This window comes from Actinoplanes sp. ATCC 53533 (genome assembly GCF_003947245.1).
The window spans coordinates 69,200-91,802 of the sequence record NZ_QHHV01000103.1; the positions used below are offsets into that span (position 1 = coordinate 69,200).

Consider the following 22,603-nt stretch of genomic DNA (forward strand, 5'->3'; position numbering starts at 1 on the left):
CCTCCGCCCGCCGGGACCGGTACGCGCGGCCTTGATGGTCGGCAGCTGAGACACCACAGTCCCGGAGCCGCTGGGGCGATGGCAGGACGCGGACGGCAGCGACCTGTGGGCGACCCCGGACGAGACGCGCGAACAGATCATCGACTTCTACCAGCGCGCCTGGCAGTACGCGGACGCGACGATCGAAGAGCTTCCCCTCGACGCGCCCGGCCACGTGCCGTGGTGGTCGTGGTCCGATGTCAAGCTGTTCAACATCATGATCCACGTCCTGCAGGAGACCACCCGGCATGCCGGCCACGCCGACATCCTGCGTGAGCAGCTCGACGGCCGGACCGGGCTGAGGGCTGAGCACGAGGAAGAGATCGACACGGCGGCCCGCGCGACACACCGCGCGAAGATCGAGCGGGCCGCACAGGCAGCGGCCGGCGGCGCGGCCCATGCCGGCCGAGCTGCCCCACCCGGCGCAGCCGAGCCTACGCCCCGACCAAACGTCGATGGATGGTCCAACGCACCCTCGGCCGGGTCATGCGACACCGCCGGCATGTCCGCGAACCACTCTGAAACACCAAATAACACAGAAACTGAGAATCAGACGTCCTCTTAAGTCGAAGTGAAGTCGAAATGAAGCCGATCGGTCGTAGTGTTCCACCATCGGAAACCGTTGACGCCAATCGATGACGTGCGCGGCCCGGGAGTCACCGGACGTACGAGCCTGCCCCGGATTTCCGCGATGCTGCCATTAGTGCAGGGGGCGTCCGCGCCCCTGACAACCCACCGGAATCAACGGGAGGACCACGATGCACAATCGAAGAATCGCCCTGCTGCGTGCGATCTGCGTAGTCGCCACGATCTGCCTCGGTATCCTCGCTCCCAGCGCGGCTTCGGCAGCCAAGACCGCCGAAACGCTCGACGCGTCCAACTGGGTCTTCAACGGCACGCCGATCGGCATCGGAGTAATGCGCTACTGGGACGGCGACTACGACCACGGCAAGTACGACGCCGTCCTGCCGTCGCTGACGTTCTCCGACCTCGAGTTCGGGTGGAACGAGACCAGAGGCGTATACATCGGCCCCGGGTATCGGGGTCAGATTTCGAATGTCGGGACGGGGGCGGTGTCGTCTTACGGCTGCTCCACGACAGGGCATCAAATCCACCTCCGCGAAGGCTACAACTACGTCGTTCAGAACGTGTCCCGCTGCTAGTCAGCCATTCCGCGGAACGATGGGTCGTGCCGTATGGTCGGCCGTCGGTGGGTGCGGTGACACGCCGGATCCGTCGTGGTGCGACGAGAAGACGCAGAACCCCGGTATGAAGTGGTCCTTCCGCGGATCACCTTCATATGGGGTTCCGCGTCAACCCCGGCCGCGAGCACGACACCACCGCGCCGCGTTCGGCGCACGGATCTGCCGCCGAGGTCCGCGTCAATCGGTGACGACGTCGGCCCACGAGGCGCGCAGGAGCCCGACCAGGCCGGTGTTCGCCGAGTGCAGCGCCGCCGTCAGTTGCGACTCCGCGGCACGCGCTTTCTCAGCCAGAACGGTGGCGGTGACCGTCTTGAGACGCGCCTCCTCCTGAACCCGCGCCGCCTCGGCCTCGGCCTGCTCGTGCCGGCGCCGGGCCTCGCGCACCCGCAGTTCCCATGCCAGCGGCGGAACCGAGGCCGGGCTCGGTGCGGGTTCGACCATCACCTGCGCGTGCTGCCAGATCCGGTTCAGCTCTTCCACCGACAGCTGCCTGCTCCGGTACGCGTTCAACGCCGCCCGCTGGACAAGCCGATACGGTTCACCGGCCGCGTGAGCCTGCTTCAGCGCCAACCGGTAGCGTCGCTCCGCCATGTCGCGTGCCGCGGCGGCGTGCACTGCCTGATGCTGAGCCTGGTCGGCCTCCTCCAGGGCTCGTTCCGCCGCAGCGGCTGCCGCCTGGGCATCAGCCGCCACCATGTCAACCTCGTCGGTGATGGGCACGCCCCATCCGCCATCCGATCGCAGGTTGGCGTACTCAAACTGCCGACGGGCGATGATCCCCAGCAGCACCAGAGCCACCAGCAAGGTGACTTGGATCGCGCTGAGGATGAGGATCACGAGCGTCGACACCGCTGTCCTCCTCCTCGCCGGCCGGTGAGATCCGGCATTCCATTCGACCGTATTGCTGATCTTCGGGTCTCGCACGGCGGAACGGCTCACCAAGGAGTGGGAAAGACCACCCGGGCGGGCCCATCTGGCGAACATGGGCGGCCGGAACGGACAGAGCACCCTGATGTGCAGCCAGTGCACCGAGCCAGGAAGCGGTCGACGCCAATCGAGTCGGTGACGGAGCGTAGGCCCGCTGGCGGGTAGATCCTGGCGCTGACCCAAGGAGTCGCAACGGACCGCCCGTGGCTGGATCCGCCCCGTTCGGCAGCGGCGCCGGCAGGGCCGTCACTCGTCAGCGTGCCCGGGAGACAGAGTTCGGTGGCATACGGACACGTGGCGGGCTTTGGCGGTCGGCGGCTGAGAGATCGTCCGCCGCCGGCTCAGTGCGCCCGGTCGGCCTCGATGGCCTGCTTGATCTCCACGATGCCGCGTTCCACCCTGGCGCGGACCGCGCCGGCCTGGTCGTGCGGCAGCACGTCGGTCAGCCAGACGAGCCGGGCCCGGTCGCCCTCGGCGAAGACCTGGAAGGACGCGTGGTGGTAGGTCAGCGGCAGCCGCTGCCCGCCGGTGACCGCGTACGCCAGCCGGCGGATCGGATGATCGACGGCGAGGATGAGCTCGCGGATCTCCGAGCCGTCCGGCATGCTCAGGATGCGGGTGTCGCCCTCGACCCGGGCCCGCGCCACCCGCCCGGGCAGCAACCGGCGGTGCACGGCCGCGACGTCCGCGACCGCCTCCCACACGGCCTGCGCGGGCACATCGATGATCGCTTCCACGCAGACGGTGGCCACGGGGAGTCCTTTCGTCGCGGGGGACCGGCCCGGCTGAGCCGGACCCGGTTTGATCGAGGGGCAGGCTCAGCCGAGCGCGGCGCCCAGCAGGTCGGTGAGCGCGGCGACGCCGGTCGACTCGGAGTTGCTCAGCATGACGATGCGGCAGTCCAGCGCCGGCAGGCAGGCGTCGAAGGCGCGAAAGCCCCGGTTGTCCCCGGAGTGGTGGAACCAGCTGTGACCGGCCATCGAGCCGACGTACCAGCCGTACGAGTATCCGCGGGCGTCCGGCCCGCCGCCCGTCGGCGCCTGCTCGCTGAGCATGAGGGCACGGTAGCGTTCGCCGAGCACCCGCCCGGCGCGCAGGCCATCGATCCAGCGGACCAGGTCGGCCGCGGTGGACCAGATGTCGCCGGCCCCCATTCCCACGACGTCCAGCTCCCACGACGGGACCGGGCGCCCGTCCCGGTCGTGGCCCCCGGCGACGTCGGCCCGGTCGCCGGGGGAGCCGGCGAAGGTGCCGGCCATCCCCAGCGGCGTGAAGATCCCGCCGGCGAGCACGTCGCGGTACGGCGCGCCGGCGGCCAGTTGCACCACGTGCGCGAGCAGCACGTAGCCCGGGCTGCTGTAGTGCCAGCCGGCGCCGGGCCGGAACAGGGGCGGCACCCGATGGAAGGTCTCCAGCAGTTCGGCCGGCTCCGTCCGCCGGGCCAGATCGATCATCGGGTAGTCGGGCCAGTGGCCCAGCCCGGACGTATGGGTGAGCAGGTGATGCAGCGTGACCTCCCGCCACGCCGCCGGGCAGCCGCCGAGCCGGCGCCCGACCGGGTCGTCGAGGCTCAACTCACCGCGTTCGGCCAGCAGCAGCACAGCGGCGGCGGTGAACTGCTTGCTCACCGACGCGAGCTGGAAGCGGGTGCGGTCGGTGCAGCCGTCACTGGTGACCGCCGCGACGGTAGCGTCGCCCCGGACAATCAGCACCGAACCGGAGATCTGCGGCACGGCTGGCGTCGGTCCAACTTAGACCCCGCCGCCGCGTGCCGCCGCCGCGTGTTGCCGCCGCGTGTTGCCGCCGGGTGCCGTTGCCGGGTGCCGCCGGGTGCCGCCGGGTGCCGCCGGGCGCTGCCGGGTGCTGCCGGGTGCCGTTGCCGGGTGCCGTTAGCGGGTGCTGCCGGGTGCCGCCGCCGCGTGCCCGCGCTGCTGTGTCCGCCGTCGAGGGACCCCGACTCTCATTGCTGCTTGCTCTGCTTCCCTATCGGACCTCGCGGTCGATGCCGCGCATCAATCGAGGCAGAGCCCGTGTTTCCCGTCCGTGTTTCCGATAGGGAAGCAGAGCAAAGTCACCGCAATACCCTTCCCTGACCCTTCCCGGCAGCCAGACCGAGGGTGCGAATAGGCCTGAAAGCCTCAGCGGGGCCCTGTCTGTGAACCAGCCCGGTGCCGGTGCCGGTGATTGAGCGGTGGTTGAGGCCGGGTTTGGCGGGAGCGAGGCGACTGACCCGATTCTCGGCTGCTCGGCGTCAGACCGATGTTGTGGCGTGGCGGTGCGGAGAGCTCGCCCGATGCCTGCAAGATCCTCGCTGGCCCCTGACCTCATTCGAGCTCGTTCACGGCCCGTGTGTCGAGTCGGGAGGCGGTGCTGCGGGGCTGCTCGCGATCTTGGAACGCTGACCCCGCCCTCGGCGCGCCCTAGCTCATCAAGGTCGCGCCGGGTGGCGACGAAATGGGTGGTTTGAGAGGGTAGGACCATCCGCCTCGCAGAGCGCGACGCTGACCAGGCCAGGCCAGGCCAGGCCAGGCCAGGCCAGGCCGCGGCGCGCTGGTGCGCCGCGGATTCGTCGACCCCGGTAAGGCCGTAACGCGGGGCGGGGTCGATCGTCAGCGGCTTCGGAGGCCGCCTACCTCCGCCGCTACGTGCTTTTCGATTGCCGCGAGGGCGTTGTCGTCGAGTTGGTGGTCGGTGCGCATCCGGTCGGCCAGGATCCGGATCGGGTCGTGCAGCGGTTCGGTGTGCTGGGCGTACGTGCGGAAGTGGAGCAGCCGGGGACCCGCGCCGGCGCGTACCGGATGGACCGCCGTCAGCGCGGCCAGGGCGACCGCTTCCACGTCCGTGCCGTCCACCGTCTCGGTCTGTAGGGCCTCGGCGCCCGCCGGGTGGGCGTCGTGCTGGTCCGCGCAGCAGAACAGGACCGGCAGCCGGTCCTCGATCGCGTGGTCGAGGGTGGTGGCGAGCCCGGGAGTGCCGTGGGCGCCGACGAAGCATACGACCACCGCGGACCTGTGTCGCAGGACGTCGTCGTGCGCCAGCTCCACGGCCAGGGCGGGACCGTCGCGGCGGTGTGCCGGCACCAGCGTGTCGGCCGGGCCGAGCGCGCAGCGCAGGCCCACCGCCACCGCCTCGTCGCCCTCGCCGAGGTCCGCCGCCGGCTCCGGGCTGTGCCGCAGCAGCAGCATCCGGTGCAGCAGGTCCGTGCGTTGCGCGGCTGTCGCCGGATGTCTACCGGTCATCGCGGACACCTCCGTCGGTGCGTTCTCCCCGAGTATCGTCGGGCACGCCGGGGCGGGAAAGGGGCGGAATTCCCGAACCGGGGGGCCGGGTGCCAGACTGCTCCGGTTGTGAGTGACTCGATCAGCGGCCGGGGTGGCGCGGGTGCGTGAGGTCATCACCGGCTTCGCCGTCGTGTGGACCCTCGTCCTCGGCGGGTATCTGATCGGTCGGTTCGGGCTGCTCGGCGGTGCCGGGCTGGAGACGCTGACCCGGCTCGCGTTCTTCGTGACCGCCCCGGCTCTGCTGTTCGTCACCCTCGCCACGTCCACCCTCGGCCGGATCTTCACCGGGGCGCTCGCCGCGTTCGTGCTCAGCACGCTTGCCGTCGCCGCGCTGTACGTCACGATCGCCCGGCTGCTGTGGCGGCGCAATGTCGCCGAGCTGACCGTCGGCGCGCTCGCCGCCGGCTATGTCAACGCCGGCAACCTGGGGATCCCGATCGCCGCCTACGTGCTCGGGGACGTCGCGTTCATCGCGCCGGTGCTCATGTTCCAGGTGCTGCTCGCCGCCCCGGCGGCGCTCGCCGTGCTGGAGGTGGCGACCGGGGAGAGGCGGCCGACGCTGCGCGTGCTGGCCGGGATGCCCGCCCGGAACCCGCTGATGATCGCGTCGGCGGCCGGTATCGCCGTGGCGGTGTCGGGGTGGCAGGTGCCGGCACCACTGCTCCAGCCCTTCGTGCTGCTGGGCGGTGCAGCCGTGCCGATGACCCTGCTGGCGCTCGGCATGTCGCTGCGCGGCAGCCGGCCCCTGCGGCCCGGACCCGACGCGCCGGACCGGATGCTGGCCGTCGTGCTCAAGGCCGTTGTGCACCCGCTGCTGGCGTACCTGATCGGCCGCTGTGCGCTCGGGCTGGCCGGGCCCGCGCTGCTGGCCGCCGTGGTCACGGCGGCGCTGCCCACCGCCCAGAACATCTTCGTCTTCGCCAGCCGCTACGGCCGCGGCGAGGGTTTCGCCCGGGACACCATCGTGCTGTCGACGGCCGTCGCGGCGGTGACGCTGGTCGGGGTGGTCGCCTGGCTGGGCTGAGGCCCGTCATGCCTCCCCGGCCCGGATGAGCCGGTCCACGAGATCCGCCCGCTCCGCCGCCGGTCCCGCGGGCACGTCGACCAGCTCGAAACCGTGGCTACGGTAGGCCTGCTCATGGCAGCGCTCGAACCGGACCGACTCGGGATAGGTGATCCGGCGCGCCGCCGTCGGGGTGATGAAGCCGAGCAGCCGCACGAAGAAGACGCGCGGCCGGTAGATCGCCTCCGCGAGGACCCGGTCGACCTCCTCGGCCAGCAGCGGCGTCACCGGCCGTTCGAGGTAGTGGGCCAGCGCGAGCGTGCAGATCGGTGAGCGGTCGAACACCTGGACCGTGGCCCCGGCGGGTGCTGGCAGCTCCCGGCGCTCGTGCTGCAGCAGCGCGATCTTGTCGAGGAAGTCCGCTTCGCGCCACGGCTCGGCACTGCCCGTGGCCTGTTCCCGGGCGATGACGTCGGTCGCCGCCTCGTCGACCACGGCATATCCGCGCTGCCGCAACGCCGCCAGGATGGTCGTCTTGCCGGCGCCCGGCGCACCGGTGATGACATACCGCCGCATGACGTCAGCGCCGTAGGGCCCGGCCGGCGCCGGCGACCACCGTGGTCGCGAGGATCCAGCCGATCGCCATGACCGTGAGGGTAACGGCCTTGTCCGCGCCGACCGGGTCCCAGGCCTTGTCGTGGCCGAGGTCGACCAGCGGCACCAGGACGTCGAGGGTGTAGAGGAACGGATCCCAGGTGGGCGCCTCGCCGGGCTTGACGGCCCGCAGCGGGCCGGCGACCGCGAACCATCCCGTACCGGCGGCGATGACCGCCACCAGCCAGAGCAGCGCCCGGACCGGGTGGTAGCCGAAGCCGATGCCGGCGTTCTGGACCGCGCCCCACGCCGCGCCGAGCCGTCCCATCGCCTGGTGGCGCAGGCGTTCCCGGACCAGCATCACCTGACGGGCCTCCTGCTCCCGGCCGTCGCGGCGCAGGGCCGCGGCGAGCTGCTCGTACGGCCCGGGCGAGAAGCCGGTCGAGTAGCGTGCCATCCAGGCCAGCCGCTGGCTCGCGGTCCACTCGGCGACGTCCTCCGAGCGGCGGGTCAGGCGGTCGTACGTGAGACCGTCGAGCTCGATGCGGCAGCCGGCCGGCCAGGTGACCGGGTCGTCGACCACCCGGCCGAAATGCGCGTCCCGGAGGCTGATCGTGCCCGCCGACTCCGCCGCCGGACGCAGCGTCAGCAGCCGGGCCTGCGCCTCGATCAGCAACAGGGCGTAGCCGTCCGGGCGGAGCAGGACGCAGTCGTGGAACGCGACGCCCCCGCCGAGCTGGGCGCCGATGAGGTTGACCCCGCCGTCGGCGTGCATCCGGTGCGCGAGCAGGGCGCCGCCGACGTGCAGGCCGGCGGCGGCCACGGCCCAGGCGTCGCCGGTCGAGCCGATCCGCGCGTGGGTCAGCGACAGGTCGGCGCCGACCCGGGAGCCGCCTAGGGTGATCCCGCCGTCGATCCGTACGCCCTCGCGCAGGTGCAGACCGCCGCCGATGACCGCCCGTTGCAGGTGCACCGTGCCGCCGACGGTGCTGCGATCGAACTCGACGGTCCCGTCCACCCGGGCCTGGGTCAGCCACACGTCGCCCGCTATCCGGGCGTCGCGCAGGCCGAACCCGGTCGCCACCCGTACCGCTTCCGCCTCGATGGCGGGCAGGACGCTCCCGTCGAGATTGAGCGACACCAGGTCGGCGTGATCGAGCTGCACCTTCTCGTCGAAGACGCACCGGCGCAACCGCAGCGGGGTGTCGATCCGGGCGCCGGTCAGGTCCAGCCGGCCGGTGATGCGCGCACCCGCGAGGTCGACCCGGGCGATCCGGCCGCCCGCGGCGCCCGGGCCGTCCAGGAGCAACCCGGCCAGGAACTCGGCGCGCACGACGGTGTGGGCGGCGCCGGTCAGGTCCAGCACCGTTCCTGTCCGGAACGCGCGGCGCAGCTGCCGCTCCGCCGTCGTCACCACGGCACTCTAACCTTGCCGGCGGCGGCCGGGCCGCCGCGGGTGCGCTCAGTGCCCCTGGTCCAGGAAGGACAGGGTGACCGCGGCGAACAGCGGGGACAGGAAGAGGTCGTAGTGGGTGAGGCCGGGCAGGATCGCCAGGGCGTGACCGCCCTTGGGCCGTCCCTCGCCCGTCCAGCCGCCGTCCCGCAGGCCGCCGTCGAGCAGGTTGAAGATCTCGACGTAGTGGCTCGGCGGCGCCATGTCGGCGTCGGCGGCGATCACCAGCGTCGGCATCCGCAGGCCGCGGACCTCCTCGGTGAAGTCGAAGTCCTGCGCCATCGCCACGCCGATCTTGTCGAGGAGCCGGGGGAAGTCCTCCGGCCGGGGCGCGACCCGCTGGTAGAGCTCGTACATCGGGGTCTCCTTCATGAACTCCGCGGCCGCCGCGCCCACCTGGCCCTGCTGGCGCAGGATGTCCGGGTAGGTCGCCTCGCGGCGGATGCCCGCCGACGCGGCGACCAGGCGGCCCACCTTCTCCGGGTGCCGGAATCCGACCTGGAACGCCACCGCGCCGCCGAGCGAGTAGCCCACCACGTCCGGCTGCCGCAGGCCGAGGTGGTCGATGAGCGCGGCGACGTCGTCGGCCATCAGGCGTACGTCCAGCGGCCGGTCGATGTCGGCGGTGCGGCCGTGCCCCTGCAGGTCGACGGCGATGACCTGGTGGCGGGCGGTCAGCGCGGGCAGGATCGGCCCGAACATCTCGCCCGAGCCGAGGCCGCCGTGCAGGAGGATCAGCGGGCTCCCGGTCCCGGACGTCTCGTAGTACAGGTTGATCCCGTTGACGTCGGCGTACCGGCCCGAGCCGGCGTTCTCGGCGGTCCATTCCGTGGCGGTCATGGTGACTCCCTGGGTGCGTGTGATCGAGGTGACGCCGGTGTAGACCGGCCGGGCACCGGAAACTCATCGCCGCCGGTGACTCGGTTAGGTTGGGCGGGTGGATGACACGGCGATCGAGTCGCGGCTGGAGGTCTACCGGCCCGAGCTGACCGGATACTGCTACCGGATGCTGGGGTCCGCCTTCGAGGCCGAGGACGCCGTCCAGGACACCATGGTCCGCGCCTGGCGTGGCTTCGACAGCTTCGAGGGGCGCTCGGCGCTGCGCTCGTGGCTGTACCGGATCGCCACGAACGTCTGCCTGACCATGCTGGACAGCGCCCAGCGCCGGGTGCGCCCGATGGACCTCGGCCCGCCCGGGTCCGGCCGGGCCACCCACCCGGGCGAGCCGCGCCCCGACGAGATCTGGGTGGGCCCGGTGCCCAACACCCGGCTGCGGCCCGAGGGTGCCGACCCGGCCGATCTGATCGCCCAGCGCGAGTCGGTGCGGCTGGCGTTCATCGCCGCGCTGCAGCACCTGCCGCCGCAGCAGCGGGCCGTGCTGATCCTGCGCGAAGTGCTCGCCTGGTCGGCCCAGGAGGTGGCCGAGCTGCTCGACACCTCGGTCGCCGGCGTCAACAGCGCCCTTCAGCGGGCCCGGGCCGCGATCGCCGCCGCGGACATCACGGCCGGCGCCGAAGCGCCGCTGGACGACGACCAGCAGTCGCTGCTCGCGCGGTATGTGGAGGCGTTCGAGGCGTACGACCTCGAGGCGCTGACCGCCCTGCTGCGGGACGACGCGACGCTGTCGATGCCGCCGTTGCCGCTGTGGCTGCGCGGCCCCGCCGACATCCACACCTGGATGGCCGGCACGGGCAGCGGCTGCCGCGGGTCGCGCCTGGTGCCGGTGGCGGCCAACGGCATGCCGGCGTTCGGGCAGTACCGGGCCGCCTCCGACGGCCGGGGGCACGATCCGTGGGCATTGATCGTGCTGGAGACCTCAGCGGGGCGCATCACGGCCGTCAACAACTTCCTCGACACCGATCGCCTGTTCCCGCTGTTCGGCCTGCCCGCCCGCCTCGGGTAGCAGGTCGGTCAGGCCGAGCAGCCGGATCAGCCGGACCAGATCCGGGCCGGCGCCGCCGACGGCCAGCCGCCAGCCGTGCCGCCGCGCCGTCAGGCGCAGCCGGGCCAGCGCCTCGACCGTCGCCACGTCGGGCCGGGTCACGCCGGCCACCTCGCAGACCACGACGCCGCCGGCGCGTCCGCGCAGCAGCTCGGCGAGGCCGGCGCACAGGGCGGGGATGTCCGCGCGGGTGACCGTCGGGCCGACGGCGAAGGTGGCCGCCATGGCGGTAGGACCGCCGCCGGCCCGCGAACTCATCGTTCGGCGGGGCCGATGACTCCGCGTACGGTCGCCCGGACCCGCCGCCACCGGGCGCTGGGCGGCCTGACCCGGGCGTGGGGCAGCGCCGAGCGGGCCTCGCGCCGGGTCATCTCGATGCTCAGGATCAATGCCACAGGTTCCATGAGTCGCTCTCTCTCGCCTCCGTTAACGGTCACGTGACCGTTAACGGAAGCCTGCACCCGGTGCCGCCGTGCCGTCAACCCGATTCCGATTACGATGCGGGGATCGTGGGAGACAAACAGCAGGACAACGCCGGGCCGGGTGCCGCCAGACGGGTCACCCTCCGGGACGTGGCGCAACTGGCGGGCGTCTCGCACCAGACCGTGTCGCGCGCCATCAACGACAAGGGCGAGATCGACCCGGCGACCCGCCGCCGCGTGCTGGACGCGGCCCGGCAGCTGCGCTACCGCCCGTCCCGGTTCGCCCGCGGCCTGGTCCGGCCCGGCGCCACCACGATCGGCCTGATCGTGTCGGACGTCGTGAACCCGTTCTTCCCCGAGCTGATCGCCGGCGTGATCGAGGCGGCCGAGCAGCGGGGCTGGCAGGTCGTCGTCGGCAGCACCCAGGACGACCTCGAGCGGGAGCCGGCGCTGCTGCGCTCGCTCGGCGGGCAGGTGGACGCGCTGATCGCGTACCTCTTCCAGCCGGACGACGTGCTCGCCGCCGCGGTCGAGGGCGTGCCGCTGGTCGTCATGAACCGGCGGGCCCAGGACCCGGCCTTCGGCGCCGTCGACATCGACGTGGACCGGGGTGTCCGGGCCGGCGTGCGGCACCTGGTCTCCCGGGGTCACCGGTTGATCGGGATGATCGACTGCCCGGACGCCTGCGACTCCGCCCGCCGGGACGCCTTCCTGTCCGAGGCCGCCGCGCAGGGTCTGACGGTGGCGGCGGACGCGATCATCGGCGTCGAGCAGTCCATGGCGGGCGGCGAGGCCGGCTTCGCCGAGCTGCACGCCGCGCGCCCGGACCTGACCGCCGTCTTCGCCTTCAACGACCTGGTGGCGCTGGGCGCCTACCGTGCCGTCCGCCGGCTCGGCCTGGCCATTCCCGGCGACGTCGCCCTGCTCGGCTTCGACGGGCTCAGCCTCGGCGAGCTGCTCGACCCGCCGCTGACCACCATCTATCTCGACAAGCGGCGGATGGGTGAGCTGGCGGTGGCCCAGGTGCAGCGGATGCTGGCCGGCGAGCAGCCGGGCCTGACCATGTTGGAGACGGAGCTGCTGGTTCGCGGCTCGGCCTGATCCGCCGCCGCGTTGACAGTGGCGGACGGCGCTCTCTACGGTGCGAAGGCATCGATAGAGGGGAATGTATGAAGCGGCGCGCGTTTGTCACGTTGCCCACCCTGGCCCTGGCCTCCGGCGCGGTGCCGGCCGCGGCCGAGGCGGCACCGCCCACCGGTCCCGGCGTGCCGGGCGTGGCGCCCGGGTTCGAGGGACCGTCGGTCGTCGACGGCATGATGCCGGTCTTCGCCGACCGGCTCAAGGCGGAGCTGGACTTCCCGCTGGCCTGGTCCGGCAACCGCGACGGCGGCTTCCGGGCCTGGAAGCGGCGGGCCCGCGCCAAGGTCGAGGAGCTGCTGTGGCAGCCCGAGGACCGCTCCGCGTTCGACGTCGAGATCGTCGACGAGCAGCCGCGGGACGGCTACCGGCAGCGCCAGGTGCTGTTCAACGTCACCGGACACAGCCGGGTCCGGGCCACGATGCTCGTCCCGGACGGGCCCGGCCCGTTCCCGGCGGCGCTGCTGCTGCACGACCACGGCGCCAAGTTCGACATCGGCAAGGAGAAACTGATCGAACCGTGGTACGACGAGACCCGCCGGGCGTCGGCGCGGGCCTGGTCGGAGCGGTACTTCGCCGGCCGCTTCATCGGCAACCGGCTGGCCGCCCGGGGATACGCGGTCCTCGCCGTGGACGCCCTCGGCTGGGGTGACCGGGGCGGCCTGACGTACGAGGGTCAGCAGGCCCTGGCCGGCAACTTCTTCAACCTCGGGTCGTCGCTGTCCGGACTGATGGCCCGCGAGGACGTCCGCGCGGCGGCCATGCTCGCCACCCTGCCGGAGGTCGACGAACGGCGGATCGCCGCGGTCGGCTTCTCCCTGGGCGGGTTCCGGGCGTGGCAGGTGGCGGCGCTGTCGAACACCATCGCGGCGACGGTGTCGGTCTGCTGGATGACCGGGCTGAGGGAGATGATGGTCCCCGGCAACAACACGCTGCGCGGCCAGTCGGCGTACTACATGCTGCACCCCGGGCTGTACCGGTACCTCGACATCCCGGACGTGGCCAGCATCGCGGCTCCCAGGCCGATGATGCTGCTCAACGGCGAGACCGACCCGCTGTTCACCGTCGCCGGGGTCGAGGCCGCGTACGCCAAGATGCGGGCGGTCTGGGCCGCCCAGCGGGCGGGGGACCGGCTCAGCACCAGGATCTGGCCGGGCCTGGGCCACGTCTTCGCCGGTGAGATGCAGGATGAGGCCTTCACCTGGCTGGACCGCAGGCTCCACCGCCGCTGATCCCGCCGGCCGCGGGCGGCACCTGCGGATCCGCGGGCACGGATCCAGGCGGCAGGCCCCAGCAGCCGGGCCGAACGGTGCTCAGCGGGCTTCGGACCGCGGCATGATCTCCCAGGTCCGGACGGTGCCGGCCCAGTCGCCGGCCGCGCCGTACGTGCGGCCGTCCGCCTCGACCGCGGCGACGCAGGTGATCGAGCCGGTCAGGCTCTCCACGGGGGGCGCCGCCCGGTGGCCGGTGGCCGCGTCCCAGGTCACCACGGCGCTCTCCGCCGCCACCAGGACCAGGTCGTGGTCGCGTACGCGGGTGATGAACAGTTGCTGGTTGAAGCCGGCCTCGGGCCGGAAGTCGGTGCCCAGCTCTCCGGTGGTCAGGTCGCGCAGGTAGATGTCGCCGGTCTCCTCCGGCCAGAGGCCCGGACCGTCCTGCTCGTCGTTCTTGCGCGCGTCGACGCCGTGTGCGGCCACCAACCGGCCGCCGACCCGGCCGAACGCGCCGTGGCCGCCGTCGTCGCTGGTCAGCATCGGCGGGAAGAGCGGCTCGGCGGCGGGCACGTCCCAGATGGTGATCTGCTCGCCGTCCACCCGGGCGGCTTCCGGGAACAGGTCCGCGTCCGGGTCGCTCACCGTCAGCGCCAGCAGCCGCCCGTCGTGGACCGCCAGGTCCTGCAGGACGGCCGGTCCCGGCAGGGGCATGGTGGTGTGCGGCTCGCCGGTCGCGGCGTCCCACACCCGCAGCCGCTCGCCGGCGATCGCGGCGACCAGCGCGCGGCCGTCCAGTTCGGCCGTCGCCAGGCGCCCGGACCCGGACAGCGGCCCGCCGACCGGCTCGCCGGTCGCGGGGTCCCAGCGCCGCACGACGCCGTCGACGCTGGAGACCAGGATGTCCCCGGCGAACGCCAGCCCGGCGACCGGGCCGGACCGGATCGGCTTCCCGACGCCGGTGCCGGTGACCGGGTCCCAGAAGCAGATCGTGCCGTCGTCGCCGCCGGACGCGAAGACCGGACGGCCGGCGCGTACGCCGGCCGCGACCGCGCTGACCCGGTCGGTGTGGCCGGCGTGGCGCACCGAGCCGCCGATCACCCACATCCGTGCCGTGCCCGACGCGTCGGTGGACAGCACTACGGCCCGGCCGCGCCACCGGGTGAGGGTCACGGCGGTGACCGCGCCGGGGTGGCCGTGCCACGGGCCGCCGATCGGCTGGCGGGCGGAGACGTCCCATACGCGTACGGAGCCGTCGGCGCCGCCGGTGGCCAGCAGCGCCTTGTCGTCGGTTTCGCGGTATCCGGCCGCGGTGACGGCGACGGTGTCGTCGCCGTGCTGCCCGTCGCGCCGCAGCAGCTCTCTTTCCCTGACGGTGTCCCACAGCCGGAAGCCGCCGCCGTCGACCACGACCTCGACCGGGCTGTCCGGCGCGTAGTCCGGCAACGCGACCCGGGCGAAGGGCCGCCCGGCCTCGATGTCGTAGAGCATGGCCGGGTCGCCGGAGAGCACGGCGAGCATGCGGCCGGACCGCTTGGCCCACCCGCCGAACGACCGGACCGGCCCGCCGTAGTACGGCGACCGGGCGCCGGTCACCGACAGCGCGCCGGACCGGCCGGCGACGGCGGTCAGCAGCCGCCCGCCGTGCGACAGGACGGCGGCGGCATCGGCGTCGGGGAGCGCGCTCCGGCGGGGCCCGTCGGGGCCCGGCAGCCACAGCTCGGTCCGGTCGCCGCCCGACGGGAGCTGCCACGTCACGGTCGCCGCCAGGCCGTGGTCCGCCTCGGTGAGCGCGAGCCGGCGGAGCGTGGCCGCCCCGATCTCGCCGGTGGGCCACAGGGGAACGAGCGCCGTCTCGGCGCCGGCCGCCACGTCCCAGGCCCGCACGGGTTCGCCGGGGGAGACGACCAGCACCCGTCCGAGGTGCACGACGGCCGCCACGATCGCGCCGTGGGCGGGGAACGGCGCACCGTACGCCTCGCCGGTCAGCACGTCGCGCAGCCGCCACGTGTCCTCGCCGCCGGACACCGCCAGCAGGCGCCCCTCGTACGCGACCAGCGCGTGCCCGCCGAATCCCGGCGCGGCGACCTCCGCGCCGTCGGCCGGGTCCCAGACCCGGGTCTCGTCCCGACCGGACACCGCGACCAGCTCCCGGCCGCCGGCCACGCCGGTCACGACCGCCAGGGGTGATCCCGGCCCGTGGATCGCGGGACCGATCGGCTCGCCGGTCTCGGCCTCGCGCACCGCCACCGTGCCCCGGAGCGTCACCGTGGTCAGCAGCGTGCGGTCCGCACCCCGGCCCAGCCCGACGAGGTGCGGGCTGTGCAGGAGGGACCGGTCCGGCAGCAGCGCCCCGCTGTCCAGGTCGACGAATCGCGCCGGCAGGGACTCCTCGTCGGTGCCGGCGAAGACCACCACCTCCCGGCCGTTGGCCGTGGCCGACGTGATCGACTCCGGCCGCAGGGTGCCCAGCGGGGTGCTCAGCAGGAGGTGCGGTGGCTGCGTGGGATCTTCGGCCCAACCGGTCTGCTCCGACATGCGCGCCAAACTACCGGCAGAGATCAACCCGAATGGTCCTCCCCTCAGAGCTTCTGGAGCTGGGTGATCACCATGGCGACGGCGAAGAACCCGTAGAAGCCGATGGCGACGAGCAGGCCGCCCAGCCGCCAGCCCCGGATGCGGACGGCCGCGGGCAGGTCCCGCAGGTTGAGCCGGACCAGCAGGACGGAGTAGAGCAGGGTGACCACCGAGGCGGCGCAGGTCGAGACGATCAGCAGGCCGAGGGGCTGGGTGAACCCGGCGAGCAGGATGAGCGAGCCGAGCACGATCTCGGCCCAGACGATCGCCAGGTAGAGCCGGGATTCGGTCCAGCGCGCCGACCCGGCCAGGTAGTTGCGGCGGACGAAGTCGCTCGCGACCCGGCCGATGACGTCGAGCAGACCCATCGCGGCGGCCCACAGCGAGACCGCGGCGATCGCGAAGAACAGCAGCTTGAGCCAGCCGCCGACCTGGTCGGCGAGCACGCCGCCCTCGATGGAGAGGAAGGACGGATCGGACTTGAGGTCGTCGCGGCCGAAGAGCGTCTCGTACGCGAGCAGGCTCATGATCGTGATGGTCAGGAAGCAGACCAGCAGGAACGCGAAGAAGTGCTCGATGTTGGCGCGCTTCCACCAGAGCCGCCAGCGCATGAGGTTCGCCTCGTCCTGGGGGAAGGTGTACCGGTCGCCGCCGGTGGCCTCCTCCTGCCCGGTGATCGGGGAGATCAGCCGCGGGACGTGCGCGCCCATGCCGTACCGCTTGTCGCGGATCCAGTTGCTGAGCACCAGGTTGTGCACCCCGCCGGCCCCGGCGGCGCCGATCGCGCTGAGCAGCAGGGTGAAGGTGACGCCCTCGGGGATCTGGCCGAACCCGGTGACCGTCTGCTCGGCGCCCTCGCCCCAGGTCGCCGCCGAGATGACGAAGACCACGACGACGGCGAGGAAGAACAGCGTCAGGGCCACCTTGACAATCTCGACCCGCTCGACCGTCCGGTAGATGATCTTCGACAGGGACAGCAGCACGCCGATGGCGACGAGCACGGCCACCGTGATCCAGACCGGATCGCCGCCGCCGACGAGATAGGTGAACACCGTGGAGCCGCTGGTGGCCCAGCCCGGCCAGACGTACTGGAAGGCGCCGGCCAGGCAGATGACCACGCCCCAGCCCTTCCACCAGCGGGAGAAGCCGGCGACGGCGGTCTGGCCGGTGGCCAGGGTGTAGCGCTCGATCTCCATGTTGATGACGAACTGGACGGCGAGGGTGGCGAAGGCCAGCCAGAGCAGGCCCAGGCCGCCGATCGCGGTGAGGTACGGCCACAGGATGATCTCCCCGGCCGCCATGCCGATGCCGACCGCGACGACGCCGGGGCCCACCATGCGGCGCAACGACATCGGTTCCGGAAGGTCTCGGATGGCGGCGGGGCCGTCGGCCGGCACGGCCTGATCTGATCGCTTCGTCGGTTGGCTCATCGGATACTCCTTTGGCTTCGCCGGGGGGTGAGCTCAGGCGTGGACGTGGCGCTCGCTGCCACGCAACAGCCGGTTCAGGTGGGCGAGCATCCGCCCGGTGTCGGGGGTACGGCCGGTGAAGAGCTCGAACGCGGCCGCGGCCTGGAACACGCACATGGCCGCGCCCCCGATGGCACGCAGGCCGCTCGCCCGCGCGACGCGCAGCAGCCGGGTCTCGACCGGCATGTAGACGATGTCCACGACCCACATGCCGGGGCGCAGCAAGGCGCTCGGCAGCGGCAGCCCGGGGGTGGCCAGCATGCCGACCGGGCTGGCGTTGACGAGACCGTCGGCGGCCTCGAGCGCCGCGGGCAGCCCGTCGGGCGGCGCGACCGCGATGCGCTCGACCTCGAACCGCATGCTCAGCGTCTCCGCCAGCAGGCCACGCCGGCCGGCGTCGGGATCGACCACGGTGAGGTGCCCGACGCCTGCGCTGAGCTGCGCGAACGCGCAGGCCGCCCCCGCGCCGCCGGCGCCGAGCTGCACCACCCGGCCGACCGCGGCGCCGGGCAGGCCGAGCCGGAACGACTCGGTGAACCCGTACGCGTCGGTGTTGAAGCCCAACCGTCGCCCGCCGCGGAAGACGACGGTGTTGACCGCGCCGATGTCGCGCGCCTGCGGGGAGAGCTCGTCGAGCAGCCCGACCACGCGCTGCTTGAACGGATGGGTGACGTTGACGCCGACCAGGCCGCCGGCCTCCGCCTCGGCGAGCAGGCGATCCAGGTCGGCCGTGGCCCCGGCGACGTCGATCAGCCGGTACGACAGGTCCAGGCCGTGCCGGCGACCCTCGGTCTCGTGCAGCGACGGCGACAGCGAGGCCCCGATCCCCGAACCGATCAGGCCGTACCGGCAAGGTTTCATGGGCGTGAAGCTCCCGTCTCCGCATGATGTACGAACTAGTACGTTAGTAAGCGCCAGGGGTCTCGACCGTGTCAAGTAGTCGCGGTTGGTCCCGGCACAATGTGACCATGGTCGATGCCGTCGCTGCTCGGCGGCGCGCGACCCTGCCGGATTGGCGGGGACGAGGGCAGGGTTCCCGCAAGCTGGAGCAGCTTGCGGGAACCCTGGATCACCTCACGTGCGGTGCGCCGGCCGCTGAACACCGTCGCGCTGATTGTCTGCGGGCGCCCGCGAAGGGACGGTGCCGCGGTCATCCGTCGCGCCGGACCGGGGCACCGTCCCGTATCGCTGAGATGACGTCCACGAGGGTGTCCTGGCCGCCGACGTTGCCGGGAACCACGACCTGGACGGTCGCGTCGTCGTGGTCCCACACCGAGATGCCCGCGGCCAGCTGGCCGCGCACCCGTGCCCGAGTCGCCCTGAGTGCCGTGCGGGCGACCTCGGCGGAGGTTGTGCCGCCCTTGCAGACCACTGTGCCCACCAGTTCGACGACCTCGGCGGTCGCCTTCATCAGGGCCTGGTTCACCAGCTCGCCGTGCCGGAGCGAGTCGTGGTCGGGGCGCCGGACCCGTTCGGTGCTGACCACCGCGAAGCCGTGGTCGCGTAGGTCGCCCCGGAGGCGTTCGGCGGCGAGCAGCCCGGCCGTCACCGGATCGGCCAGGGCGTCGTCGGTCGGTATCTGCACCGGTTGCCGGCCCAGCCGATCGGTGAGGGCCGCCAGCTGGGCGGTGGCGGCCGAGGTGTGCGAGCCGCAGACGACCAGCAGGCCTGGGCGCTGAGCGACCAGTGGGCGGTGGAGGTAGCCGGTGCTGAGGCAGCCGGCGCAGCTCGCCGCCAGGGTCGCGGCGCAGCGCACCACGATGTCGTCGCGGGTGGCGAGGGCCTCGCGCAGCCCGGCGTGGATGAGGTCGATGTCATGGTCGGTGACGGCGTCGGGCACGACGAACTCGCCCGGGCCCGCCGCGAGGAGCGCGACCGCGACGGCCCGGCCGGCGCTTTCGCGCAAGGCCTTCAGCGGTACGGGGCTCCCGTGCCGCCCGCCCTTCTCGCGGACGTAGTCGACGAGGTTCGAGCTTCGGTAGCCGAAGACCGGGTCGCGGGCGAACTCGGTCTGCCCGACCGGGGTGTCGATCCCGTCGATGACCACCCGGTGCACCGAGCCGACGGTGGTCCGCCCGCCCTGCGGGAAGGCCGGCACGAACAGCACACAGCCGGTTTCGCCGGTGAACACGTCGGACTCGGCGAACACGTGACCCCGCAGGGTGGAGTCGCCGCGCAGCACGGGCAGGATCGGTTGGCCCAGCTCCCGGGACGCGGCACGCAGCTGCTCCCGGGTGCGCCCGGCGAGCGCGACAGCGTCGACCGGGGCGATCGCCCGCGAGTTGGTCTGCAGGTAGACGCCAGGCCGGGTGCGTAGGGCGGTCACGATCGCGGCGGTGTCCCAGTGGAGCAGGACGGTCACCCCGGTCGCTGACTGGGTGCCGGTCGGATCGTCGTCGATGACTGCGGTCAGCATGCTCAGTGGAGGTGGGATCCACCGTTGACGTCGATCGTCGCCCCGGTGAGGTAGGAGGAGTCGGCAGAGGCGAGGAACACGATCACGCCGGCCACGTCGGCCGGAGTTGCCAACCGGTGGAGCAGCGTGGTCGCGGCGAGCTCGGTCTTGCGTTCCTCGGTCATCGCACCGCCGGTGATGTCCGTGTCGACCATGCTGGGCGCCACCGCGTTGATCGTGATGCCCTGGCCCTCGAGCTCGCGGGCCAGCGACTTGGTCAGCCCCAGGATCGCGGCCTTGCTGGCCGAGTAGTGCGAGGCACCGAAGACGCCACCGCCGCGCTGACCGGAGACCGACGCCATGGTGACGATCCGGCCGTGACCACGCGCTCGCATGCCGGGCAGGACCGCCTGGGTGACCAGGAACGTGCCGCGCACGTTGACCGCGAAGACCCGCTCCCACTCGTCGAGGGTGATGTCCTCGAACCGGGTCGGCGCGGAGATCCCGGCGATGTTCGCCAGCACGGTGACCGGCGGCAGAGCGGCCTCGGCGGCCCGCACCGCCTCGTTGACCGAGGCCTGGTCGGTCACGTCGGCGTAGGCGGAGAAGACCTCCGGGCTGCCGGCCTTCTTCGCCTCGCGGGCGGTGTCGCCCGCCGCGTCGGCATCGATGTCGAGCACGGCGACCGCATAGCCCAGGGCCGCGAACCGCAGGGCGGTGGCCCGCCCGATACCGCGCCGGGAACCGCCGCCGGTGATCAGGATGGCGCCGGGATCCGCTGAGCTCATCGTGTTCCTCCGATCGAACAGCCTGGTGAGAGTCATCCATCTCGCCGAGGCCCAGCTCAGCGATTCGCCCGGCGTCAGCCGGGCGGTTCCGCGATTCGCTCGGCGTCGGGCGGGCGACTCCGCGATTCGCTCGGCGTCAGGTGGGCGACTCCGCGCGAGGCGACCCCGCAGGAAGTGCGGGACATCTTCGAGGTTCGCACAGCTCTGGAGCAGCTCGCCGCGCCGAAACGCGACTTCGGCTACGTGGTCGACTATGCCACCGCCCGGGTGTCACGGCCCTGGCTGTTACCGTGCGTAAATGATGACGGGGCAGCCGGTCCTGGGCGCCTATTTCGCCGGTACGGACGAGAACACGCACCCGATCGACGCGCTGCCCATCGGCCTGCTGACGCATGTCTTCTACGCGTTCGCCACGATCGAGAACGGGCATCTTCGGCTGCCACCGCACGCGCCCGCGCACCTCGCGGCCCTCGCCGCGCTCAAACAGGCCGACCCCGGCCTGCGGACTGTGCTCTCGATCGGGGGCTGGGGCGCCGGCGGATTCTCCGACGCGGCGCTCACGCCGCGGTCCCGGACCGGCTTCGTCGACGAGAGCCTGGCACTGGCCGCCGGCTTCGACGGCCTCGACCTGGACTGGGAGTTCCCCGTCTCGGGTGGCCCGGCCGAGCTGACCCACCGTCCCCAGGACCGGCGCAATCTCACGCAGCTGGCCCGGGAGCTGCGCCACCAGCTCGGGCCGGCCAGGCTGCTGACCGCGGCGCTGCCCGCCGGTCGCCTGCAGGCAGGAGGCACGTACGACCCGGCCGAGAGCTACGAGCTCGCGGCGCTCGCCGGCCTGCTCGACTGGGTCAACCTCATGACCTACGACTTCGGCACCGGCTTCGCACCGATCGCAACGTTCAACGCGCCGCTGGCCGAGGTGGCGCAGGACCCGCTCGAAGCCGGGCTGCGGCGGTGGAACAACGTCACCGGCGCCGTCGACTACTACGAGCATCACGGCGTACCGCGGGACAAGCTCGTACTCGGCGTGCCCTTCTACGGCCAGGGCTTCCGCGTCGCCTCGGCCGGCGAGCAGGCCGGGCTCTACCAGCCCCAGGTCGGCACGGTCGAGGTCGGCGACTGGCGCGACATCAAGCGCGACCTGCTCCCCGACTCAGCCTGGCACCGCCACCGCCATCCGGTGGCCCGCTCGCCATGGCTCTACCACCCCGGCACCCAAACGTTCGTGAGCTACGAGGACGCCCAGTCCATCGAGGAGCGGTCCGCGTTCGCGGCACGTCACGGGCTACGCGGCGCGTTCACCTGGCAGTTGGCCGCAGACGACGACGAGCACACACTACTCACCGCAATGACCCGACCGTTCCAGCCCGAAGCCTAGGCCCACGCGCCGGCCGCTACACGCGGTTATCGCCGTAACGCTCACCTTTGCCGACGTGAGCGCGGCCTGTTGGGCAGGATGGGGGTATTCGGTATGCCGCGGCGGATATCACGGTGGGATATGTTCGCGGCAGTTTCTCGGTATCGGCATCGGTATCGGTGTTCGGCCCGGGCGTGGTGAAAGTGGTGTTCCTTCGCCGCTGGTGTGCATTCTTTACGCCCGCCGTGCCCGCATGTCTTCGTGCCTGGTTCTTCGGAGATTTCGGGTCTGTTCCTGGGTGGATGTGGGGAGTTGATTCCGGCCGGTGCGGCCGGTGTGGTCCTTTCCTCGCCGGCCCGCGAGGTCTTCCCGGGCGGCTCGATCGGCACCTTCCCGGGCGCCCGGATCGGCGCCTTCCCGGGCGGCTCGATCGGAAACGGGGATCCGGGCGTCGGCCGGCGTTTCCTGCCCCGCTCAGGCCGCGCACACTCGCCGCGTCCGCCACGCCCTCGGGCTCCACACACTCGGCGTCGACCTGCTCGGGCTGGGCGTCGACCTGCTCGGGCTGGGCGTCGACCTGCTCGGGCTGGGCGTCGACCTGCTCGGGCTGGGCGTCGACCTGCTCGGGCTGGGCGTCGACCTGCTCGGGCTGGGCGTCGACCTGCTCGGGCTGGGCGTCGACCTGCTCGGGCTGGGCGTCGACCTGCTCGGGCTGGGCGTCGACCTGCTCGGGCTGGGCGTCGACCTGCTCGGGCTGGGCGTCGACCTGCTCGGGCTGGGCGTCGACCTGCTCGGGCTGGGCC

21 protein-coding genes and 1 pseudogene are annotated in these 22,603 nt (G+C 72.4%); 8 read left to right on the forward strand and 14 right to left on the reverse strand.

Going from position 1 to position 22,603, the window contains the following annotated elements:
* Nucleotides 1-61 precede the first annotated feature (61 nt).
* Nucleotides 62-445, forward strand: a pseudogene (locus DMB66_RS30405) (DUF664 domain-containing protein); the annotation flags it as partial.
* A 352-nt stretch (nucleotides 446-797) separates the two neighbouring features.
* Nucleotides 798-1,202, forward strand: coding sequence for a hypothetical protein (locus tag DMB66_RS30410; protein ID WP_125807544.1), 405 nt, complete (start codon nucleotides 798-800; stop codon nucleotides 1,200-1,202).
* Nucleotides 1,203-1,421: 219 nt separating this feature from the next.
* Here the strand turns inward: DMB66_RS30410 and DMB66_RS30415 are convergent, their stop codons facing one another.
* From DMB66_RS30415 to DMB66_RS30430, 4 genes are all read right to left on the reverse strand, one after another.
* Nucleotides 1,422-2,093 carry a hypothetical protein gene (locus DMB66_RS30415; RefSeq protein ID WP_125807545.1) on the reverse strand — a complete coding sequence of 224 codons (672 nt, stop codon included), beginning with the start codon at nucleotides 2,091-2,093 and terminating at the stop codon, nucleotides 1,422-1,424.
* 419 nt (nucleotides 2,094-2,512) lie between these two features.
* Nucleotides 2,513-2,923 carry an SRPBCC family protein gene (locus DMB66_RS30420; protein ID WP_125807546.1) on the reverse strand — a complete coding sequence of 137 codons (411 nt, stop codon included), beginning with the start codon at nucleotides 2,921-2,923 and terminating at the stop codon, nucleotides 2,513-2,515.
* 66 nt (nucleotides 2,924-2,989) lie between these two features.
* Entirely contained in the window at nucleotides 2,990-3,883 is an 894-nt protein-coding gene (locus tag DMB66_RS30425) for a serine hydrolase (RefSeq protein WP_199752695.1), read from the reverse strand.
* An 897-nt stretch (nucleotides 3,884-4,780) separates the two neighbouring features.
* Nucleotides 4,781-5,410 (reverse strand): hypothetical protein, encoded by a 630-nt coding sequence (locus DMB66_RS30430; protein ID WP_125807548.1) that lies wholly within the window; start codon nucleotides 5,408-5,410, stop codon nucleotides 4,781-4,783.
* Nucleotides 5,411-5,552: 142 nt separating this feature from the next.
* On the opposite strand from DMB66_RS30430, the gene DMB66_RS30435 reads away from it, so the two are divergent.
* Complete coding sequence (locus tag DMB66_RS30435; protein WP_125807549.1) at nucleotides 5,553-6,476, forward strand: AEC family transporter; 924 nt, start codon at nucleotides 5,553-5,555, stop codon at nucleotides 6,474-6,476.
* A gap of 6 nt (nucleotides 6,477-6,482) precedes the next feature.
* Here the strand turns inward: DMB66_RS30435 and DMB66_RS30440 are convergent, their stop codons facing one another.
* The 3 genes from DMB66_RS30440 to DMB66_RS30450 are packed head-to-tail and all read right to left on the reverse strand — an operon-like array spanning nucleotide 6,483 to nucleotide 9,342.
* Complete coding sequence (locus DMB66_RS30440) at nucleotides 6,483-7,031, reverse strand: AAA family ATPase (RefSeq protein ID WP_125807550.1); 549 nt, start codon at nucleotides 7,029-7,031, stop codon at nucleotides 6,483-6,485.
* 4 nt (nucleotides 7,032-7,035) lie between these two features.
* On the reverse strand, nucleotides 7,036-8,463 hold the full coding sequence (locus DMB66_RS30445) for a hypothetical protein (RefSeq protein WP_125807551.1): 1,428 nt from the start codon (nucleotides 8,461-8,463) through the stop codon (nucleotides 7,036-7,038).
* 48 nt (nucleotides 8,464-8,511) lie between these two features.
* Nucleotides 8,512-9,342 (reverse strand): alpha/beta fold hydrolase, encoded by an 831-nt coding sequence (locus tag DMB66_RS30450; RefSeq protein ID WP_125807552.1) that lies wholly within the window; start codon nucleotides 9,340-9,342, stop codon nucleotides 8,512-8,514.
* A 97-nt stretch (nucleotides 9,343-9,439) separates the two neighbouring features.
* On the opposite strand from DMB66_RS30450, the gene DMB66_RS30455 reads away from it, so the two are divergent.
* Nucleotides 9,440-10,405, forward strand: a complete 966-nt coding sequence (locus DMB66_RS30455) for a sigma-70 family RNA polymerase sigma factor (protein WP_199752696.1) — start codon at nucleotides 9,440-9,442, stop codon at nucleotides 10,403-10,405.
* Here DMB66_RS30455 and DMB66_RS30460 read toward each other — a convergent pair.
* Nucleotides 10,319-10,702, reverse strand: a complete 384-nt coding sequence (locus DMB66_RS30460) for an STAS domain-containing protein (RefSeq protein ID WP_199752697.1) — start codon at nucleotides 10,700-10,702, stop codon at nucleotides 10,319-10,321. The two genes, DMB66_RS30455 and DMB66_RS30460, sit on opposite strands and share 87 nt — an antisense overlap.
* A complete protein-coding gene (locus DMB66_RS61495) occupies nucleotides 10,699-10,848 on the reverse strand; it encodes a hypothetical protein (RefSeq protein WP_158647415.1) in 150 nt (49 codons plus the stop codon). The genes DMB66_RS30460 and DMB66_RS61495 overlap by 4 nt, the downstream gene beginning before the upstream one ends.
* A gap of 105 nt (nucleotides 10,849-10,953) precedes the next feature.
* Here DMB66_RS61495 and DMB66_RS30465 point away from each other — a divergent pair, with 105 nt between their 5' ends.
* Together DMB66_RS30465 and DMB66_RS30470 are read left to right on the forward strand one after the other, a co-directional pair.
* A complete protein-coding gene (locus tag DMB66_RS30465) occupies nucleotides 10,954-11,967 on the forward strand; it encodes a LacI family DNA-binding transcriptional regulator (RefSeq protein ID WP_199752698.1) in 1,014 nt (337 codons plus the stop codon).
* A 68-nt stretch (nucleotides 11,968-12,035) separates the two neighbouring features.
* Nucleotides 12,036-13,235, forward strand: coding sequence for a dienelactone hydrolase family protein (locus DMB66_RS30470; RefSeq protein WP_125807553.1), 1,200 nt, complete (start codon nucleotides 12,036-12,038; stop codon nucleotides 13,233-13,235).
* Between the two features lie 81 nt (nucleotides 13,236-13,316).
* Here DMB66_RS30470 and DMB66_RS30475 read toward each other — a convergent pair whose 3' ends face one another.
* The 5 genes from DMB66_RS30475 to DMB66_RS30495 all read right to left on the reverse strand — a co-directional run bounded on the left by DMB66_RS30475 (nucleotide 13,317) and on the right by DMB66_RS30495 (nucleotide 20,443).
* Entirely contained in the window at nucleotides 13,317-15,752 is a 2,436-nt protein-coding gene (locus DMB66_RS30475) for a hypothetical protein (protein WP_125807554.1), read from the reverse strand.
* A gap of 44 nt (nucleotides 15,753-15,796) precedes the next feature.
* Nucleotides 15,797-17,221: an Nramp family divalent metal transporter gene (locus tag DMB66_RS30480; RefSeq protein ID WP_125807555.1), complete on the reverse strand. Its 1,425-nt coding sequence runs from the start codon at nucleotides 17,219-17,221 to the stop codon at nucleotides 15,797-15,799.
* 33 nt (nucleotides 17,222-17,254) lie between these two features.
* Nucleotides 17,255-18,121 (reverse strand): shikimate dehydrogenase, encoded by an 867-nt coding sequence (locus DMB66_RS30485; protein WP_125807556.1) that lies wholly within the window; start codon nucleotides 18,119-18,121, stop codon nucleotides 17,255-17,257.
* Between the two features lie 289 nt (nucleotides 18,122-18,410).
* A complete protein-coding gene (locus tag DMB66_RS30490) occupies nucleotides 18,411-19,676 on the reverse strand; it encodes a four-carbon acid sugar kinase family protein (protein WP_125807557.1) in 1,266 nt (421 codons plus the stop codon).
* Between the two features lie 2 nt (nucleotides 19,677-19,678).
* Nucleotides 19,679-20,443 (reverse strand): SDR family NAD(P)-dependent oxidoreductase, encoded by a 765-nt coding sequence (locus tag DMB66_RS30495; RefSeq protein WP_125807558.1) that lies wholly within the window; start codon nucleotides 20,441-20,443, stop codon nucleotides 19,679-19,681.
* Nucleotides 20,444-20,741: 298 nt separating this feature from the next.
* Between DMB66_RS30495 and DMB66_RS30500 the strand changes: the two genes are divergently transcribed.
* Nucleotides 20,742-21,821: a glycoside hydrolase family 18 protein gene (locus DMB66_RS30500; protein ID WP_125807559.1), complete on the forward strand. Its 1,080-nt coding sequence runs from the start codon at nucleotides 20,742-20,744 to the stop codon at nucleotides 21,819-21,821.
* Between the two features lie 313 nt (nucleotides 21,822-22,134).
* Nucleotides 22,135-22,603: hypothetical protein (locus DMB66_RS62825; protein WP_199752699.1), on the forward strand; the 469-nt coding region annotated here is incomplete at its 3' end.

Bases quoted from the DNA above. Each gene is read 5' to 3' on its own strand.
- DMB66_RS30450 (WP_125807552.1), bottom strand. From the start codon at position 9,342: ATGACCGCCACGGAATGGACCGCCGAGAACGCCGGCTCGGGCCGGTAC.
- DMB66_RS30470 (WP_125807553.1), top strand. From the start codon at position 12,036: ATGAAGCGGCGCGCGTTTGTCACGTTGCCCACCCTGGCCCTGGCCTCC.
- DMB66_RS30440 (WP_125807550.1), bottom strand. From the start codon at position 7,031: ATGCGGCGGTATGTCATCACCGGTGCGCCGGGCGCCGGCAAGACGACC.
- DMB66_RS30475 (WP_125807554.1), bottom strand. From the start codon at position 15,752: ATGTCGGAGCAGACCGGTTGGGCCGAAGATCCCACGCAGCCACCGCAC.
- DMB66_RS30430 (WP_125807548.1), bottom strand. From the start codon at position 5,410: ATGACCGGTAGACATCCGGCGACAGCCGCGCAACGCACGGACCTGCTG.
- DMB66_RS30460 (WP_199752697.1), bottom strand. From the start codon at position 10,702: ATGAGTTCGCGGGCCGGCGGCGGTCCTACCGCCATGGCGGCCACCTTC.
- DMB66_RS30495 (WP_125807558.1), bottom strand. From the start codon at position 20,443: ATGAGCTCAGCGGATCCCGGCGCCATCCTGATCACCGGCGGCGGTTCC.
- DMB66_RS61495 (WP_158647415.1), bottom strand. From the start codon at position 10,848: ATGGAACCTGTGGCATTGATCCTGAGCATCGAGATGACCCGGCGCGAG.
- DMB66_RS30480 (WP_125807555.1), bottom strand. From the start codon at position 17,221: ATGAGCCAACCGACGAAGCGATCAGATCAGGCCGTGCCGGCCGACGGC.
- DMB66_RS30490 (WP_125807557.1), bottom strand. From the start codon at position 19,676: ATGCTGACCGCAGTCATCGACGACGATCCGACCGGCACCCAGTCAGCG.
- DMB66_RS30500 (WP_125807559.1), top strand. From the start codon at position 20,742: ATGATGACGGGGCAGCCGGTCCTGGGCGCCTATTTCGCCGGTACGGAC.
- DMB66_RS30410 (WP_125807544.1), top strand. From the start codon at position 798: ATGCACAATCGAAGAATCGCCCTGCTGCGTGCGATCTGCGTAGTCGCC.
- DMB66_RS30485 (WP_125807556.1), bottom strand. From the start codon at position 18,121: ATGAAACCTTGCCGGTACGGCCTGATCGGTTCGGGGATCGGGGCCTCG.